The organism is Nocardioides sp. (genome assembly GCF_047602075.1).
Classification (GTDB): domain Bacteria; phylum Actinomycetota; class Actinomycetes; order Propionibacteriales; family Nocardioidaceae; genus Nocardioides.
The window spans coordinates 1414052-1429072 of the sequence record NZ_JASGIF010000002.1 but is presented as its reverse complement, the minus strand read 5'-3'; the positions used below and the strand labels follow the sequence as shown (position 1 = coordinate 1429072).

Genomic DNA, 15021 nt, shown 5'->3' with positions numbered 1-15021 from the left:
ATCCTAGAGATAAAGCCCAGTCGCAGAATCCCCCAGCCGCTCGGCGGCAACGGCGTGGATGTCGCGCTCGCGCATCACGGCGTACACCTCCCCGTTGACCTCGACCTCTGCCTTGTCCTCGGGGTCGAAGAGCACCCGATCGCCATTCTCGACCGATCGCGCGTGCGGGCCGACCGCGACCACCCGCGACCAGGAGAGCCGTCGGGCGCCCATCGCGGCCGTAGCCGGGATGACGATGCCGCCGGAGGAGCGGCGCTCACCCTGCTCACCGTCCAACTCGACCAGCACCCGATCGTGCAGCATCTTGATGGGCGTCTTCTCCGACATCTGGCACCCGGTCGCGCTCAGCGGACGAGCTTGCGGATGATCGCGAGCACCACGACCACACCGACCACGCCTCCGGCAACCTTGAGGATGTTGTCGGTGCGCGGCGCGCCGGTCTGGGGATCCACGAAGTGTGCCTTCGTGGACTCCAGTTGCCTGCTCACAATCGTCTTCGGGCTGCTCCGGTAGACCAGCTCGTCGATGGTCCCGGCGAGCCGCTCGCGGGTCTGCTCGATCTGGGCCTCGAGGTCAGACAGTTCCTGGTTCACGTCGGCAGGTTACCAACCGCCTGGGGATCGAAGCCCAACGGCAGCTCAAGTCGGTTCCGACTCATCAGTTCTCGATCGGTGAGCAGGGCGTACGTCGACCCGTCGGCGACCAGCGCGCCGTCGCTGAGAACCACCGAGCGGGGGCAGAGCTCGAGGGCATAGGGCAGGTCGTGGGTGACCATCAAGACGGTGACGTCCAGGCCGCGCAGGATGTCGGCCAGCTCGCGACGGGAGGCGGGATCGAGGTTCGACGAGGGCTCGTCGAGCACCAAGATCTCGGGCTGCATGGCCAGCACGGTCGCCACGGCGACCCGGCGCCGCTGACCGTAGGACAGGTGGTGGGGCGGCCGGTCGACGAAGTCGACCATGCCCACCTGGGCGAGGGCCTCCTCTACGACCCGGTCCAGCGCCGCGCCCCGGACGCCGAGGTTGGCCGGGCCGAAGGCGACGTCTTGGCGGACGGTGCCCATGAACAGCTGGTCGTCGGGGTCCTGGAACACGATCCCGACGCGGCGACGGATCTCTTGGAGATGGGGCTTGGCGACCGGCAGTCCGCTCACCGACACACTGCCGGCTTGGGGGGTGAGGATCCCGTTGAGATGCAGCACGAGCGTGGTCTTGCCGGCGCCGTTGGGGCCGAGCAGGGCGACCCGCTCACCTGCGTGAACATGCAGGTCGACGCCGGAGAGCGCACGATGGCCGTCCGGGTAGGCGTAGCTCAACTCGCGAACGTCCAGAACCGGGATGCTCACTGGTGCTCACCGCGCCCCAGGTCGGGCAGGCTGCCGGAGTAGCCCCGCGAGAGCATCGCGAGGTGAACCCGCTCCCCCCGCTCGTAGGAGCGCACGAAGAGGGCACCCAGCGAACGAGCCAAGGTCGGCCAGTGGCGCGGTGAGCGCGGATCGCAGCCGCGCGACCGCAGCGCAACGTTCATCCGGCCGAGCTCGGCGGTCACCACGTCGAGATAGCGGATCATCAGCCCCATGATCTGCACGATCAGGGTCGGGAAGCGCAGCCGCTGAAGGCCGCGCAGCACCTGATCTGGCTCGGTGGTGGCTGCCAGGGTCAGCGACGCAAGCACGCCGAGAGTGCCCTTGGCCAACAGGCCCCACGCGGCGAGCAGGCCCGGCTGGGAGACGGACACGCCGAGGACATCGATCCGCTCACCCGTGGCCACGAATGGCATCAGCACCGCGAACAGGACGAACGGGAGCTCGATCACCATCCGCTTGGCGATGAAGCCGTAGGGCACCCGGGCCACCCCGATGACCACCACCAGCGCGGCCAGGTAGACACCGAACATCAGGTAGCGCTGAGGCGGGGTCGCAACGACGAGCACCATAAAGGCGAGCACCGTCAGCAGCTTCCAGTGTGCTGGCGCGCGGTGGATGACGCTGTGCCCGTGGACGTAGAGCCGATGGGTGTGACCCGCGCCCACTAGCGGTCACCGTCGGCGGTCTTGCTACGGCGCCTCAACACCCAGAACAGGCCACCCCCCGCACCCAAGACGAGCAGGGTCCCGGTCACCCCGGCGATGCCGCCGCTCAGCCGGGCGTTGGACACGCCCTTGGTCTGATAGCCGGCCATCGGGCTGTCCTCGGCCGCCGAGGGCCGCTCGGTGTGCCCGAAGCCGGTCTGGTGGGCGACGTACTCCAACCCGTCCGGGTGGCTGCTCGCATAGAAGCTGACGAAGCCCGCGACGACCAGGGCGACCGCCAGGCCGACCCACCACCAGGCACGGTTGCTGAGGGATCTCGCGGGCCTGTTCATGCCGTCACCTCACTGCTCGGCGAGGCGGCGCGGGCAGCCAGAGCAGGCCGCGCGCCGTACACCAGATCGGGGCGGACGGAGACGACGCTGCGCACCACCAGCCCGGTGATCAGCGCCTCGCCGAGGCCGATCAGAACATGCCAGCCGACCATCGCCGACGCGACCGTGCCGAGCGGCACCGGCGCGGTGGGCGGCACGTCGAACCACTGATCGGAGAGCTGGCTGAATCCGAACAGCGCGGTGAACCCGAGCGCCGCTGTAGGGACGCTGACCAGAGCCGCGATCGCCGCGGCGACCGGGACCATCGACAGCCGGGTCGGCAGGACCCCGCGGACCAGCCGGAAGACCAGCCAGCCGACGCCCACGCCGACCAGCCCCATCAAGGTGATGTTGGTGCCGAGCGCGGTGAGTCCTCCGTCGGCCATCACTAGTCCCTGGACCAGGAGGACGACGCTGAGGCAGAGCACCCCCGTCCAGGGTCCGACCAGCACGGCGGCCAGCGCTCCACCGAGCAGATGGCCGCTGGTGCCACCGGCGACCGGGAAGTTGATCATCTGGCCGGCGAAGATGAAGGCGGCGACCAGGCCGGCCATCGGAGCGGTCCGGTCGTCGAGCTCACGCCGAGCGCCGCGGAGGGCGAGCCCTACCCCTGCGGCCGCGATCACACCGGTCGTGACCGAGGTCGGGATGTTCAAGAAGCCGTCGGGGACGTGCACGCGGGCTCCTCCCGGTGAGGCCCGATCCGACGGGCGGTAGGTTGGACGACGCGCGTCAGTGCGCCACTTGCCCACTCTACGTTATTGCACATTTATTGCAACAAGCCTCTCTCACAGGACCCTGAATGACCACTCCGCTCCGGCTCAGCCCCGGCGACCCAGCCCCCGACTTCACCCTCTCCGACGACCGAGGCGGCTCGGTGACCCTGAGCGACCTGCGCGGGCGCAAGGTGATCGTCTACTTCTACCCGGCCGCGATGACACCGGGCTGCACCAAGCAGGCCTGCGACTTCACCGACTCCTCGGACTCACTGCACGCCCAGGGCTTCGAGGTCGTCGGCATCTCGCCGGACAAGCCGGAGAAGCTTGCCAAGTTCCGCGAGCGGGACGGGCTGACCATCACCCTGCTCTCCGACCCCGACAAGCAGGTGATGACGTCCTACGGCGCCTTCGGTGAGAAGAAGCTCTACGGCAAGACCGTGCAGGGGGTCATCCGGTCTACCTTCGTCGTCGACGAGGAGGGTGACATCGAGATCGCACGGTACGCCGTCCGCGCCACCGGTCACGTCGCCAAGCTGCGCCGAGATCTCGGCCTCGCCTGACCGCGCGCACGGACCGCATAGACTCCGGCTGCACGCGCCCGTAGCCCAATTGGCAGAGGCACCAGGTTTAGGTCCTGGCCAGTGCGAGTTCGAGTCTCGCCGGGCGCACTCCCTCAGCCGACCTCCAGCGCGGCAGCGACTCGGGGAGCCAGTCGACGCAGGGCTCGACCACGGTGCGAGATGGCGTCCTTGTCGGCCTGTGGCAGCTCGGCCGAGGTCAGCTCGCGACCGTGAGAGGCGGACTCGTCGGGCACGAACAGCACGTCGTAGCCGAAGCCGCCGGACCCGCGGAGCTCCCGGATGATCCGGCCGGTCATCTGGCCGTGCTCGACGAGCTCGGTGCCGTCGGGGTGACAGAACGCGACGACACACTCGAAGTGCGCGCCGCGCCGCTCGTCGGGGACATCCTCGAGCTGCGCCAGGAGGAGCTGGTTGTTGCGGTCGTCGGACTTCGGCGGCCCCGACCACCGCGCCGAGAGCACCCCCGGCATCCCGTTGAGCGCGTCGACGCACAGCCCGCTGTCGTCGGCGAGGGTCGGCAGCCCGGTGGCCTGCAAACCGGCGCGCGCCTTCACCAGCGCATTGCCCTCGAAGGTGGGCTGGTCCTCGCGCGGCTCGTCGTACGCCGCCACGTCCTCGAGGCCCAGCACCCGGATCCCCGGGGCATGGGCCACCAGGATGCGCTGCAGCTCGCCGAGCTTCTTGGCGTTGCGGGAGGCGAGGAAGACCTCGGTCACCGGTCGGCGTTCCCGTCGGCCAACGCCTCGCGCTGCAGACGGGTCAGGTCGGCACAGCCCTTGGTCGCCAAGGTGAGCAGGGCGTCGAGCTCGCCACGATCGAAGGGCTGGCCCTCGGCGGTGCCCTGCACCTCGACGAAGGAGCCCTCCCCCGTCATCACGACATTCATGTCGGTCTCCGCCCGGACATCCTCCTCGTAGGGGAGGTCGAGCCGCGGCACGCCGTCGATGATGCCGACACTCACCGCTGCCACGGAGCCCGTCAGCGGCTCGCCGGTCAACGCACCAGCCGAGCGGAGGTGGGCGACCGCGTCGGCCAGGGCGACGTACGCCCCCGTGATCGAGGCGGTGCGGGTGCCTCCGTCGGCCTGCAGCACATCGCAGTCGAGCACGATGGTGTTCTCGCCGAGCGCCTGATAGTCGATCACGGCGCGCAGGGAGCGACCGACCAGCCGGGAGATCTCGTGAGTGCGCCCACCGATCCGACCGCGCACCGACTCCCGGTCGGAGCGGGTGTTGGTGGAGGCGGGCAACATGGCGTACTCAGCGGTCACCCAGCCCAGGCCCGAGCCCCGACGCCAACGCGGCACACCCTCCGTCGCAGAGGCGGCGCAGAGCACCCGGGTCTTGCCGAACTCGACCAGCACCGATCCGGCGGCGTGGTCGAGCCAGTGGCGGGTGATCGTGACCGGGCGCAGTTCATCGTCCGCGCGGCCGTCGGCGCGCGTCACTACTTCACCTCCGCGCGGACCGCGCGCCAGACGCCCACGACCAGCGGCAGAGCCAGCCAGAGCAGACCGGAGACGACCAGGTGGGCCCACTGCTTGCCGACGCCGGACTCCCCGATGAGCACCGACTGAGCGTCGTTGAAGTCGATCCACGGCTGGACCTTGGCGAACCAGTCCATCAGCTGCGCACCGATCGCGAAGATGCCTGGCAGCACGAAGGAGTAGACGAAATAGATGACGATCGCGACCGCGGAGTTGAGGAAGAGCACCCCGAACGCGAAGCCGGTCGCGAGGCCCAACACATGCAGGAGCAGATAGCGGGCCAGGTCGCCGATGCCGACCCCCCAGACGGCAGAGTCGCCCGACATGGCCGCGAAGAGAATGTTCGACAGGGAGGCGAGCGCCAGACCGACGATCAGGGCTGCGATCGCCCAGACGAGCAGACCCACGAACTTCGCTGCCAGCACCCGGACTCGAGAAGGCACCAGGGTGAAGGTGACCAGCGCGGTGCGCTGACCCCACTCCTGGGTGACGCCCAGGATGCCCAGCACGGGCAACAGGATGCCCATCGGAGTGTTCATGCCGATCATGAAGTCCTGAAAGGTCAGGTGCAGGTCGTTGGCCAGGCCGACCCAGAACTGGATCACCATCACGAGCGCGGTGATCAGGCCGATCGAGATCAGCAGCCACAGCCCGGCCCGGGTGTCGGCCATCTTCCGCAGCTCCACCCGGACCAAGCTGACGAAGGAGACCGGCCGGACGCTGGCGATGTCGAGGGTGAGCTGGTCCGCAGTGGGGGTGGCGCTCATCGGTGAGCTCCTTCCGGAGAGGCACCAGCGAGCACGGGGTCGCCCTGGAGGACGTCACGCTGGCCCTCGCTGGTGAGGGACATGAACAGGCTCTCGAGGCCGCCACCGTCGGGGCGGAGGTCGCTCAACACGATCTGGTGCCTAGCGGCGACGGTGCCGACCTGGAGGGGTTCCGCATCCACCGACAGACCCGTGCCGGAGGGGGCGACGGCGAGGCCCGCCTCGGCGAGCGCTGCGGCCAGCGCCGCGTTGTCGGTGGAGGTGACCAGGGCGCCGGTGTGGGTGCTCGCCAGCAACGTCGCCTTGTCACCCCCCGCGACGATGCGGCCCTGGTCGATGAGCAGCATGTCGTCGGCGACCTGCTCCACCTCGTGCAGCAGGTGGCTGGACAGCAGCACGGTCCCGCCGCGCGCCGCATAGGAGCTCAGCAGGTCGCGCATCCACCGGATGCCAGCCGGATCCAAGCCGTTGGCCGGCTCGTCGAGGATCAGCACCGAAGGATCGCCGAGGAGCGCATTGGCGATCCCGAGACGCTGCCGCATACCGAGGGAGTAGTTGCGGACTCGGCGCTTGGCCTCGGTCGCGTTGAGCCCGACCACCTCCAGCATCTCGTCGACCCTGGAAGAGGGCAGACCCATGGTGGCGGCACTGATCGCCAGCACCTCACGCCCGGTGCGTCCCGCGTGCTGGGCGGAGGCGTCGAGGAGCACGCCCACCAGCCGGCCCGGGTTGGGCAGGTCGGCGAATCGGTGGCCCCCGATGGTGACGGAGCCGGATGTCGCCGGGGTGAGCCCCACCATGACGCGCATCGTGGTGGTCTTGCCCGCGCCGTTCGGGCCGAGGAATCCGGTCACGCGTCCCGGCCGGCACGTGAAATCCACGTGGTCGACGGCGGTGAAGGCGCCGTACGTCTTGGACAGACCGCTCACAGTGATCATTGCTCCACCCTTACAGATCACCCCACAAGCCCCTGAATCCTGGGCGGCGTCGGCGCAGCTCAGAGGTGGTAGACCGCTCCGGTGCGGGCGAGTTCCACCGAGCCGTCGTACGTCGTCCGCGCGGCGGCCAGCGACACCTGGGGGTCGTGCCACGGTGGGATATGGGTCAGCACCAGACGACCGACCCCTGCCGTGGTCGCCACGCTGCCGGCCTGGGCGCCGGTGAGGTGGACCCCCGGCGGGTTCTCCGCTCCGTCCAGGAAGGACGACTCGGCGAGCAGAAGGTCGGCGTCAGCCGCCGCCTGCAGCAGTCCGTCACACACGGCCGTGTCCCCCGAGTAGGCCATCACCCGACCGTCACCACTGACCCGCAGCGCGTAGGCCGGGACCGGGTGCTCCACCGGCACCGGCTCGACCAGGAGCGGGCCGACCCGCACCGCGGCGTCGTACTCCTGGAAGTCGAACTCACCGGACATGCCCGGCTCGGGTGGGAGGTCGTAGGCGGCGGCCAGCCGACCGGCCACCCCGGCCGGACCGAAGACGGGGATGCGCGGCGGCGACCCCCGCGGGTGATATCTGCGCAGCACGTAGTAGCTGCACAGGTCCAGGCAGTGATCCGCGTGCAGGTGGCTGAGAAAGACCGCGTCGATGGCCAACGGGTCGACGTGACGGTGCAAGGCGCCGAGCGCCCCGTTGCCGAGGTCGAGCACGATGCGCCAGGTGCGGCCCTCATGATCGGCCTCGACCAGGTAGCAGCTGGCCGGGGAGTCCGGGCCCGGATAGGAGCCCGAGCAGCCGACCGCGGTCACCCTCATGCCCGGCCCCCGGATGCCAGCCCCTCCGATGCCAACCCTCCGGCGAACTGTGAGGCGGCACGGAGCTCCGGTCCCAGGAAGCGACTGCCGATGGACTCGAACTCCTCGGGCTCGCCAGTGGTCAAGAAGCGATACGTCGGCTCGCCGCCCGGGCGCATCAGGTCGGACTCCACCAGCATCCGGTAGACCTCCTTGGCGCACTCCTCCGCCGAGCTGACCAGGGTCACGTCGTCGCCCATCACATAGGAGATGACGCCCGTCAGCAGCGGATAGTGGGTGCAGCCCAGGACGAGCGTGTCCACGCCTGCGTCCGCCAGCGGGTCGAGATACTCGTGCGCCGCGGCAAGCAGCTCCGGCCCGCCCGTGATGCCCTGCTCCACGAAGTCGACGAAGCGGGGGCACGCCTTGGTGACCAGATCGACCTGCGGGGCAGCCGCGAAGGCATCGACATAGGCCATCGAGTCGATGGTCGCCCGGGTGCCGATCACGCCGATGTGGTGGTTGCGCGAGGCGGCCACCGCGCGGCGGGTGGCAGGGTAGATCACCTCCACCACCGAGACGTCGTACCTCTCGCGCGCGTCGCGCAGCATCGCGGCGCTGGCCGAATTGCAGGCGATCACCAGCGCCTTGACGCCCTCGGCGACCAGGTGGTCGAGGCACTCCAGCGCATATTCCCGCACTTCCCCGATCGGCTTGGGGCCGTAGGGCTGGCGGGCGGTATCGCCCAAGTAGACGATCGACTCGTGCGGCAGTTGGTCGATGACCGACCGGGCCACCGTCAGGCCGCCGAATCCGGAGTCGAAGATCCCGATCGGCGCCTCCCGGGTGAGCGCCACCTCGTCGACATCCAGTCCATCCAACACAAGGAGACAGGCTAGGCGTCTCACGCCGTCGATGCATGCGAAGGCGATGCACCTCACGTTGGGAGTCGCGGGTGGTTGCCCGTGGGTCGACAGCCTGGGCCACTCGCTCCCTGCGAGCGCCGAGCCGAAGACCCAATAGGGCCATCGATTGGACCGAAACTGCACCCCGCTCCGTCTGCCGCGCGCGGTCAGGCAGCACCAGCAACCCGGCCAGCGATCCCGACCACGAGCGGCGCTCTCCCGCCGTCGTTGCCCTGTCGGCCAGCGCCGGCTACTCGAACAGCTTCGGCTGGGGCGGGCCGAGGGACGGGTCGACGCCGTCGAAGAGGCTGCTGACGGACTCTCCGGCGTGGATCCGGGCGACCGCTTCGGCGAAGAGGCCGGCGACGCTGCGGATCTTCAGCTCGGGCCAGTCGGCGGGTGCGGGCACGGTGTCGGTGGTGACGACCTCGGTGATCATCGGGTGATTGCGGAGACGATCCACGGCCTTCCCGACGAAGAGACCGTGGGTGCAGGCCACCGAGGCGCCGGTGCAGCCAGAGTCCTCGAGCCGGTCGAGGAGCTCGACGATGGAGCCGCCGGTGGCGATCTCGTCGTCGAGCACGATCGCTCGCTTGCCGGAGACGTCGCCGACGATCGCGTCGATCACGACCCGGTCGTCGGCGAGTCGGCGCTTGCTCCCCGCCGCAACGGGCAGCCCGAGCAGGCGGGAGAACTGAGTGGCGGTCTTGGCGTTGCCGAGGTCGGGTGAGACGACCACGGCGTCGCTGAGGTCCTGGCTCGAGTAGTGGTCGGCGAGGATGCCGAGCGCGGTGAGCTGATCGACGGGAACGGAGAAGAATCCGTGCACCTGCGGTGCGTGCAGGGTCATCGTGATCACCCGATCGACGCCCGAGGTGGCCAGCAGGTCGGCGACCAGGCGACCACCGATCGAGATGCGGGAGGCGTCCTTCTTGTCCGACCGGGCGTAGGAGTAGTGCGGGATGACCGCGGTGACTTGGGAGGCCGACGCGCCGCGGGCGGCATCGATCATCAAGAGCAGCTCCATCAGGTGCTCCTGGGTGGGCGGCACCAGGGGCTGCACGATGTAGACGTCGCGCTGGCGACAGTTGGCCTGGAGCTGGGCCTGGAGACAGTCGTTGCTGAACCGGGTCATCTCCACGGGAGCGAGATCGACGCCGAGGTCGTCGCAGATGGCCCGCGCGAGCGGGCGGTGGGCGCTGCCGCTGAAGACGACCAACTCGTGCATCAGATCGCGCAGACTGTTGACCAAGGCGGGCTCCGTCAGGCCGTTCCGGTGGTGTCGAGGCTCACCCTAACCGACCTTCACTCGACCCAGACCCGGCCGACCATGGTCGTCGACGCCTGCTTGCCTCCGGGTCGCGCCCACAGCTCCGAGGGCAGCGGCCACGGATTGAACCGGCAGCCCGCCCGCCCCTTGGACTGCTGCATCATCACCGGCGCCAGCTTGCCCCGCCCGGGGCAGGAGGCGTGGCCGTGGCCGAGCCAGTGACCGGTCTCGTGGTTGACGACCATGGTGCGGTAGTCGCGCACGCTCCGCCCTGCCGCGCGCCAGGCCGGGCTGGCGTGCAGCCACCGGGTCTGGTTGACGATCACGTAACGGCCGACCCGGCAGCTCCACCGAGCGCTGCAGCTGGAGGAGAAGCGAGGCAGCCAGCTCGCCTCCGCGAGCACAAGCGTGAACGAGCCGCCCTTGGCCACCTGTTTGAAGCCGATCCCGGCGCCGCGCCACCCGCGCGGGTCGGCGTAGGTCTGTCGGGCCTGCGCCTTGAAGGTGGCCAGGCTCGCCTTGATCTTGCCGCGGGTCTCGACGTGGAAGGTGACCGTGCGGCGCAGCGGCACCCGCTGCCCGATCTTCGAGGTGCGCCCGGAGACCACGCTCAGCGGCCGGTAGCCGTCCCGACGCGCGGTCACCTGGACCCGGAGGCGATGGCCGACGTCGGCGGCGCTGAGCAGGTACGACGCCCTGGTCGCGCCGCGGATCCGGTCACCGTCACGGAGCCACCGGTAGCGCACTCGCTCGGCCGCGGGCGCGAACCGACCAGCGGTCGCACGGAGCCGGTGCGCGAACCGCTTCACCCCGGAGACTCGCGGTCGGGCCACCGTGGCGAGATCGGCCCGGGCAACGGCGCCGGTCTCGGCGCTGGTGGCGGAGGAGGACCCGCCTGCGGTCGAGGTTGCCGTCACCCGCACCGACATCCGGGCGCCCAGGTCGGCGACCTGAAGTCGATATCTGCGGGCAGTGGCGTCCTTGACCGCTCGGCCGTCCCGCAGCCACTGGTAGGCGAAGGTCAGCTCGTCGACGTCCCAGGTGCCAGGGCCGGCGCGTAGCCGCTGATGGAAGACCGACTCACCCGACACCGTCGGCGGAGTCAGGTTCACCGGATCGGTGTCGTCCGCGCGGGCCGGCCCCGACATGGAGAGCGCCACGGCCACGGTGCCCCCGATCAGGCGTCCCCTCAGGCCCATAGCTGGCCCTCCAGACCCTCCTCGGCCTCGTCGATGGTGCCCTCGTAGGCACCGGTCGAGAGGTACTTCCAGCCGCCGTCCGCGACCACGAACGCGATATCCGCCGACTGACCAGCGCGCTGTGCACGCACGGCCTGACCGAGAGCCGCATGCAGGATCGCACCGGTCGAGATGCCGGCGAAGACGCCTTCCCGCTCGAGGAGCTCGCGCACTCGGCGGACGGCATCGCGTGGCCCGACGGAGAAGCGGGTGTCGATCAGCTCGGGGTCGTAGAGTTCGGGCACGAACCCTTCGTCCATGTTGCGCAGGCCGTACACCAGTTCGCCGTACCGCGGCTCGGCGGCGACGATCCGCACGTCGGGCTTGTGCTCACGGAAGAAGCGCGAGACACCCATCAGGGTGCCGGTGGTCCCGAGGCCGGCGACGAAGTGCGTGATGGTGGGCAAATCGGCGAGCAGTTCGGGGCCGGTGCCGCGGTAGTGCGCCAGCGCGTTCGCCTCGTTGCCGTACTGATACATCATCACCCAGTCCGGGTGCTCCTCGGCGACCATCTTGGCGACCCTGACCGCCTCGTTGCTGCCGCCCGCGGCGGGTGAGGAGACGATCTCCGCACCCCACATCCGCAGCAGCTGGCGGCGCTCCTCCGACGTGTTCTCCGGCATCACGCAGACCAGTCGGTAGCCCTTGAGCTTGGCGGCCATGGCCAGGCTGATCCCGGTGTTCCCCGAGGTGGGCTCGAGCAGCGTGCAGCCGGGCTTCAGCCGGCCGTCGGCCTCGGCCTGCTCCAGCATCGCCAGCGCCGCGCGGTCCTTGATCGAGCCGGTCGGGTTGCGGTCTTCGAGCTTGGCCCATAGCCGTACGTCGGGACTCGGGGACAGGCTCGGGAGCCCGACGAGCGGAGTTCCGCCCACCGAGTCCAGGAGGTTCGCGAAGCGGGTCACCCGCCCGCGACGGCCGGGAGGATGACGAGCTGGTCACCGTCGCTGAGAGCCGCGTCCAAGCCGCCGATGAAGCGGACATCCTCGTCGTTGACGTAGACGTTGACGAACCGACGCAGCTCGCCCTGGTCGATCAGCCGCTCGCGGATGCCCGGGTGGTTGGCCTCGAGGTCGTCGATCAGCGCGGTCAGCGTGGCGCCGGACGCCTCGACGGACTTCTCGCCGCCGGTGTAGCTGCGCAGGATGGTCGGGATGCGGACCTCGATGGCCATGTCGTCGGTGCTCCAGTCTCTGGTGGGTTTAGTCGGGCAGGCGATCGACGACGGTCACGTCCTCTTCGGTGACCACGCCGTCGCTGATCCTGTAGGACCGAAACTCGACCGGGCCCTCGTTATTCCCGCTCTCGCGGGTGGAGACCAGCACGTAGTGCGCTCCCGGCTCCATCGCCAGGTCGGTGTCGGTTCGGCTCGGATAGGCCTCGGTGGCGGTGTGGGAGTGGTAGATCACCACCGGCTCCTCGTCGCGCTCGTCCATCTCCTTGTAGAGCGCCAGCAGCTCGGTGGAGTCGAACTCGTAGAACGTCGGGCTCCCGGCAGCGTTGACCATCGCCACGAACCGCTCCGGCCGGTCGCTCCCAGCCGGGCCTGCCACCACTCCGCAGGCCTCGTCGGGGTGGTCCCGCTTGGCGTGGGCGACGATGGCGTCGTAGGTCTCCTGGTCGATGGTCAACACGGTGCCCCACCCTACCGAGCGGTCACAGTCTGGATCCGGTTAGCGGGTCAGGGCGCTGACCAAGGTCTCCTGGAGATAGCCGACCCACTCGTAGATGTCGTGCGCCCGAGCTCGAGGGTCCTCGTCGGCAAGCGTCGCCCAGTAGGCCTCGTCGCCCTCCTCGACGCCGAGGCGGGTCGCGAGGGCGAGACGGAGGTCGGTGAAGCAGCGCAACCAGGTCTCGGCGGCCGCCTCGTCGAGCTCGACGTCGACGACCAATCCCTCCTGGTCGAGCTGGGGCGGCAGGCCGGCGGACTCGAGGGCGTCGATGACCGCACCGGCGGCAGCGGCCTTGCCGTCGCGCAGAGAGCCCTCGGTGAACCTGCGGAACTCCGCGGCCGCCTCCTCGTCGTCGGGATAGGCGGTCGGGAAGAGCCGCTGCAGCACCGGGTCCTCGGGCGCCGAGGTCGGGCCCGAGAAGTCGAGCATCGCCTCCAGCGGATCGACGGCCTCGGCTGGTGCGGCGCGCTCGTTGCGCAGCAGCTCGATCAGCTGAGACGCCAGCGACCGCAGCAGCTCGGCCTCGAACCCGGCGAACGTCGCGAAGATCAGGCGGCTGCGACGGTGGCGGGTGAACCCGCTCACCCGTCCTTCTCCATCGTCGCCCAGAGACCGAACTCGTGCATCGCCTGCACGTCGCGCTCCATCTCTTCTCGCGTGCCGGAGCTGACCTTGGACTTTCCGTCGTGGTGCACCTCGAGCATCAGCTTCTCGGCTTTCTTCTTGTCATAGCCGAAGTACTTGGTGAAGACGTAGGTGACATACGACATCAGGTTGACGGGGTCGTTCCAGACGATGGTCACCCACGGCAACGCCGGGACGACGACGTCGTCGGGGGTCAGGGTCGGATCGACCTCGACGGGACTCGCGGTGGACACACCTGCATCGTGGCACATGAGCGCCACCTGCCGAAGCGCCCTCCCGGACGCCTACGCTGTGCTCCGTGACCTCGACGGCGTTGCTGACCGACCACTACGAGCTGACCATGCTGCAGGCCGCGCTCCAGGCCGGCACGGCACATCGCCGGTCGGTGTTCGAGCTGTTCCCGCGGCGTCTGCCGGAGGGACGACGGTACGGCGTCGTGGCCGGCGTCGGTCGGGCCCTGGACGCGGTCGAGCGCTTCCGCTTCGACGACGAGGTGCTCACGGCGCTGCGCAACGGCCACGTGGTCGACGAGGCCACCCTGGCTTGGCTCGCCGACTACCGCTTCAGCGGTGACATCTGGGGTTATGCCGAGGGCGAGATCTACTTCCCCTACTCCCCCATCCTCATCGTCGAGGGCACCTTCGCCGAGGCCGTCCTGCTGGAGACCGTGCTGCTGTCGATCTACAACCACGACTCGGCGATCGCCTCGGCGGCCTCACGGATGACCACGGCCGCGGCAGGCCGACCCTGCATCGAGATGGGGTCACGGCGAACCCACGAGGAGGCGGCTGTGGCGGCCGCGCGGGCGGCGTACCTCTCCGGCTTCGCGACCACCTCCAACCTGGCGGCCGGGCACCGGTACGGCGTCCCGACCGCCGGCACCAGCGCGCACAGCTTCACGCTGCTGCACGACAGCGAGGCGGACGCATTCCGCGCTCAGGTGGCCTCGCTCGGCACCGGAACGTCACTGTTGGTCGACACCTACGACATCACCGAGGCGGTCCGACTCGGGGTGGAGATCGCCGGGCCGGAGCTGGGCGCGGTGCGCATCGACTCCGGAGACCTGGGCGTGCTCGCGGTGCGTGTCCGTGAGCAGCTCGACCGGCTCGGTGCCACCGAGACGCGGATCATCGTGACCAGCGACCTGGACGAGTTCGCGATCGCGGCGCTGCGCGCGGCTCCGGTGGATGGCTATGGCGTTGGCACCCAATTGGTGACCGGGTCTGGACACCCGACCTGCGGCTTCGTCTACAAGCTGGTCGCTCGCGCGGACGACCAGGGCGAGATGGTGTCGGTGGCGAAGAAGAGCACCGACAAGATCTCCATCGGCGGTCGCAAGTTCGCCCTGCGCCGACGCAACGCACAGGGTGTCGCCGAAGCCGAGGTGATCGGGGTCGGCGAGCCACCCGTCAACGACGGCGACGATCGCCCCCTCCTCGTGCCCCTGGTCCGAGACGGCGAGGTGGTCGGCCGGGAGCCGCTCGATGCGGCCCGCGAGCGCCATCTCACCCGCCGCAGCGAGCTCCCCCTCGCCGCCCGCCAGATGTCCAAGGGCGAGCCGGTGATCGACACCCTGCACGTCGGCGACGACCACTGACGCGGCGAC

The 15021-nt window shown here is 69.6% G+C and carries 21 protein-coding genes and 1 tRNA gene; 3 read left to right on the top strand and 19 right to left on the bottom strand.

Going from position 1 to position 15021, the window contains the following annotated elements; translation table 11 throughout:
• Nucleotides 1-3: 3 nt before the first annotated feature.
• Genes QM714_RS19580 through QM714_RS19555 form a run of 6 tightly spaced genes read right to left on the bottom strand, consistent with a single transcriptional unit; the run spans nucleotide 4 to nucleotide 3079 of the window.
• The gene (locus tag QM714_RS19580) at nucleotides 4-327 is read right to left on the bottom strand and encodes a GroES family chaperonin (RefSeq protein WP_415103008.1); all 324 of its coding nucleotides are present in this window, start codon (nucleotides 325-327) and stop codon (nucleotides 4-6) included.
• 17 nt (nucleotides 328-344) lie between these two features.
• Nucleotides 345-593, bottom strand: coding sequence for a DUF3618 domain-containing protein (locus tag QM714_RS19575; RefSeq protein ID WP_415103007.1), 249 nt, complete (start codon nucleotides 591-593; stop codon nucleotides 345-347).
• Nucleotides 590-1345, bottom strand: coding sequence for an energy-coupling factor ABC transporter ATP-binding protein (locus QM714_RS19570; RefSeq protein WP_415103006.1), 756 nt, complete (start codon nucleotides 1343-1345; stop codon nucleotides 590-592). The genes QM714_RS19575 and QM714_RS19570 overlap by 4 nt, the downstream gene beginning before the upstream one ends.
• Entirely contained in the window at nucleotides 1342-2031 is a 690-nt protein-coding gene (gene cbiQ / locus QM714_RS19565; protein ID WP_415103005.1) for a cobalt ECF transporter T component CbiQ, read from the bottom strand. Before cbiQ ends, QM714_RS19570 begins: the two co-directional genes overlap by 4 nt.
• Complete coding sequence (locus QM714_RS19560) at nucleotides 2031-2363, bottom strand: PDGLE domain-containing protein (protein WP_415103004.1); 333 nt, start codon at nucleotides 2361-2363, stop codon at nucleotides 2031-2033. Before QM714_RS19560 ends, cbiQ begins: the two co-directional genes overlap by 1 nt.
• Nucleotides 2360-3079 (bottom strand): energy-coupling factor ABC transporter permease, encoded by a 720-nt coding sequence (locus QM714_RS19555; protein ID WP_415103003.1) that lies wholly within the window; start codon nucleotides 3077-3079, stop codon nucleotides 2360-2362. Before QM714_RS19555 ends, QM714_RS19560 begins: the two co-directional genes overlap by 4 nt.
• Nucleotides 3080-3204: 125 nt before the next feature.
• On the opposite strand from QM714_RS19555, the gene bcp reads away from it, so the two are divergent.
• Both bcp and QM714_RS19545 read left to right on the top strand, forming a co-directional pair.
• Nucleotides 3205-3681, top strand: a complete 477-nt coding sequence (bcp, locus tag QM714_RS19550) for a thioredoxin-dependent thiol peroxidase (RefSeq protein ID WP_415103002.1) — start codon at nucleotides 3205-3207, stop codon at nucleotides 3679-3681.
• Nucleotides 3682-3715: 34 nt separating this feature from the next.
• Nucleotides 3716-3789 (top strand) — tRNA-Leu (locus QM714_RS19545).
• Nucleotides 3790-3794: 5 nt separating this feature from the next.
• Here QM714_RS19545 and rdgB read toward each other — a convergent pair.
• The 13 genes from rdgB to clpS all read right to left on the bottom strand — a co-directional run bounded on the left by rdgB (nucleotide 3795) and on the right by clpS (nucleotide 13648).
• Nucleotides 3795-4418 carry an RdgB/HAM1 family non-canonical purine NTP pyrophosphatase gene (gene rdgB / locus QM714_RS19540; RefSeq protein WP_415103001.1) on the bottom strand — a complete coding sequence of 208 codons (624 nt, stop codon included), beginning with the start codon at nucleotides 4416-4418 and terminating at the stop codon, nucleotides 3795-3797.
• On the bottom strand, nucleotides 4415-5149 hold the full coding sequence (gene rph, locus QM714_RS19535; RefSeq protein ID WP_415103000.1) for a ribonuclease PH: 735 nt from the start codon (nucleotides 5147-5149) through the stop codon (nucleotides 4415-4417). Before rph ends, rdgB begins: the two co-directional genes overlap by 4 nt.
• Nucleotides 5149-5955 carry an ABC transporter permease gene (locus tag QM714_RS19530; protein WP_415102999.1) on the bottom strand — a complete coding sequence of 269 codons (807 nt, stop codon included), beginning with the start codon at nucleotides 5953-5955 and terminating at the stop codon, nucleotides 5149-5151. Before QM714_RS19530 ends, rph begins: the two co-directional genes overlap by 1 nt.
• Nucleotides 5952-6893: an ABC transporter ATP-binding protein gene (locus QM714_RS19525; protein ID WP_415102998.1), complete on the bottom strand. Its 942-nt coding sequence runs from the start codon at nucleotides 6891-6893 to the stop codon at nucleotides 5952-5954. Before QM714_RS19525 ends, QM714_RS19530 begins: the two co-directional genes overlap by 4 nt.
• 59 nt (nucleotides 6894-6952) lie before the next feature.
• The gene (locus QM714_RS19520; RefSeq protein WP_415102997.1) at nucleotides 6953-7708 is read right to left on the bottom strand and encodes an MBL fold metallo-hydrolase; all 756 of its coding nucleotides are present in this window, start codon (nucleotides 7706-7708) and stop codon (nucleotides 6953-6955) included.
• On the bottom strand, nucleotides 7705-8571 hold the full coding sequence (gene murI / locus QM714_RS19515) for a glutamate racemase (RefSeq protein WP_415102996.1): 867 nt from the start codon (nucleotides 8569-8571) through the stop codon (nucleotides 7705-7707). Before murI ends, QM714_RS19520 begins: the two co-directional genes overlap by 4 nt.
• A 271-nt stretch (nucleotides 8572-8842) precedes the next feature.
• A complete protein-coding gene (locus QM714_RS19510; RefSeq protein ID WP_415103069.1) occupies nucleotides 8843-9820 on the bottom strand; it encodes a ribose-phosphate diphosphokinase in 978 nt (325 codons plus the stop codon).
• A gap of 77 nt (nucleotides 9821-9897) precedes the next feature.
• Complete coding sequence (locus tag QM714_RS19505) at nucleotides 9898-11061, bottom strand: DUF3152 domain-containing protein (RefSeq protein ID WP_415102995.1); 1164 nt, start codon at nucleotides 11059-11061, stop codon at nucleotides 9898-9900.
• On the bottom strand, nucleotides 11052-12002 hold the full coding sequence (locus QM714_RS19500; protein ID WP_415102994.1) for a PLP-dependent cysteine synthase family protein: 951 nt from the start codon (nucleotides 12000-12002) through the stop codon (nucleotides 11052-11054). Before QM714_RS19500 ends, QM714_RS19505 begins: the two co-directional genes overlap by 10 nt.
• Nucleotides 11999-12271 carry a MoaD/ThiS family protein gene (locus QM714_RS19495; RefSeq protein ID WP_415102993.1) on the bottom strand — a complete coding sequence of 91 codons (273 nt, stop codon included), beginning with the start codon at nucleotides 12269-12271 and terminating at the stop codon, nucleotides 11999-12001. Before QM714_RS19495 ends, QM714_RS19500 begins: the two co-directional genes overlap by 4 nt.
• 28 nt (nucleotides 12272-12299) lie before the next feature.
• On the bottom strand, nucleotides 12300-12731 hold the full coding sequence (locus QM714_RS19490) for a Mov34/MPN/PAD-1 family protein (protein ID WP_415102992.1): 432 nt from the start codon (nucleotides 12729-12731) through the stop codon (nucleotides 12300-12302).
• A gap of 39 nt (nucleotides 12732-12770) precedes the next feature.
• Nucleotides 12771-13355: a DUF2017 domain-containing protein gene (locus QM714_RS19485; RefSeq protein ID WP_415102991.1), complete on the bottom strand. Its 585-nt coding sequence runs from the start codon at nucleotides 13353-13355 to the stop codon at nucleotides 12771-12773.
• Nucleotides 13352-13648 (bottom strand): ATP-dependent Clp protease adapter ClpS, encoded by a 297-nt coding sequence (gene clpS, locus QM714_RS19480; protein WP_415102990.1) that lies wholly within the window; start codon nucleotides 13646-13648, stop codon nucleotides 13352-13354. The genes QM714_RS19485 and clpS overlap by 4 nt, the downstream gene beginning before the upstream one ends.
• Before the next feature lie 65 nt (nucleotides 13649-13713).
• On the opposite strand from clpS, the gene QM714_RS19475 reads away from it, so the two are divergent.
• Complete coding sequence (locus QM714_RS19475; protein WP_415102989.1) at nucleotides 13714-15012, top strand: nicotinate phosphoribosyltransferase; 1299 nt, start codon at nucleotides 13714-13716, stop codon at nucleotides 15010-15012.
• Nucleotides 15013-15021: the final 9 nt, after the last annotated feature.

Excerpts from the sequence above, each read along its gene's own strand:
- QM714_RS19505 (WP_415102995.1), bottom strand. The coding sequence starts at position 11,061 with ATGGGCCTGAGGGGACGCCTGATCGGGGGCACCGTGGCCGTGGCGCTC.
- QM714_RS19495 (WP_415102993.1), bottom strand. The coding sequence starts at position 12,271 with ATGGCCATCGAGGTCCGCATCCCGACCATCCTGCGCAGCTACACCGGC.
- bcp (WP_415103002.1), top strand. The coding sequence starts at position 3,205 with ATGACCACTCCGCTCCGGCTCAGCCCCGGCGACCCAGCCCCCGACTTC.
- QM714_RS19510 (WP_415103069.1), bottom strand. The coding sequence starts at position 9,820 with ATGCACGAGTTGGTCGTCTTCAGCGGCAGCGCCCACCGCCCGCTCGCG.
- QM714_RS19530 (WP_415102999.1), bottom strand. The coding sequence starts at position 5,955 with ATGAGCGCCACCCCCACTGCGGACCAGCTCACCCTCGACATCGCCAGC.
- QM714_RS19520 (WP_415102997.1), bottom strand. The coding sequence starts at position 7,708 with ATGAGGGTGACCGCGGTCGGCTGCTCGGGCTCCTATCCGGGCCCGGAC.
- QM714_RS19580 (WP_415103008.1), bottom strand. The coding sequence starts at position 327 with ATGTCGGAGAAGACGCCCATCAAGATGCTGCACGATCGGGTGCTGGTC.
- QM714_RS19525 (WP_415102998.1), bottom strand. The coding sequence starts at position 6,893 with ATGATCACTGTGAGCGGTCTGTCCAAGACGTACGGCGCCTTCACCGCC.
- QM714_RS19560 (WP_415103004.1), bottom strand. The coding sequence starts at position 2,363 with ATGAACAGGCCCGCGAGATCCCTCAGCAACCGTGCCTGGTGGTGGGTC.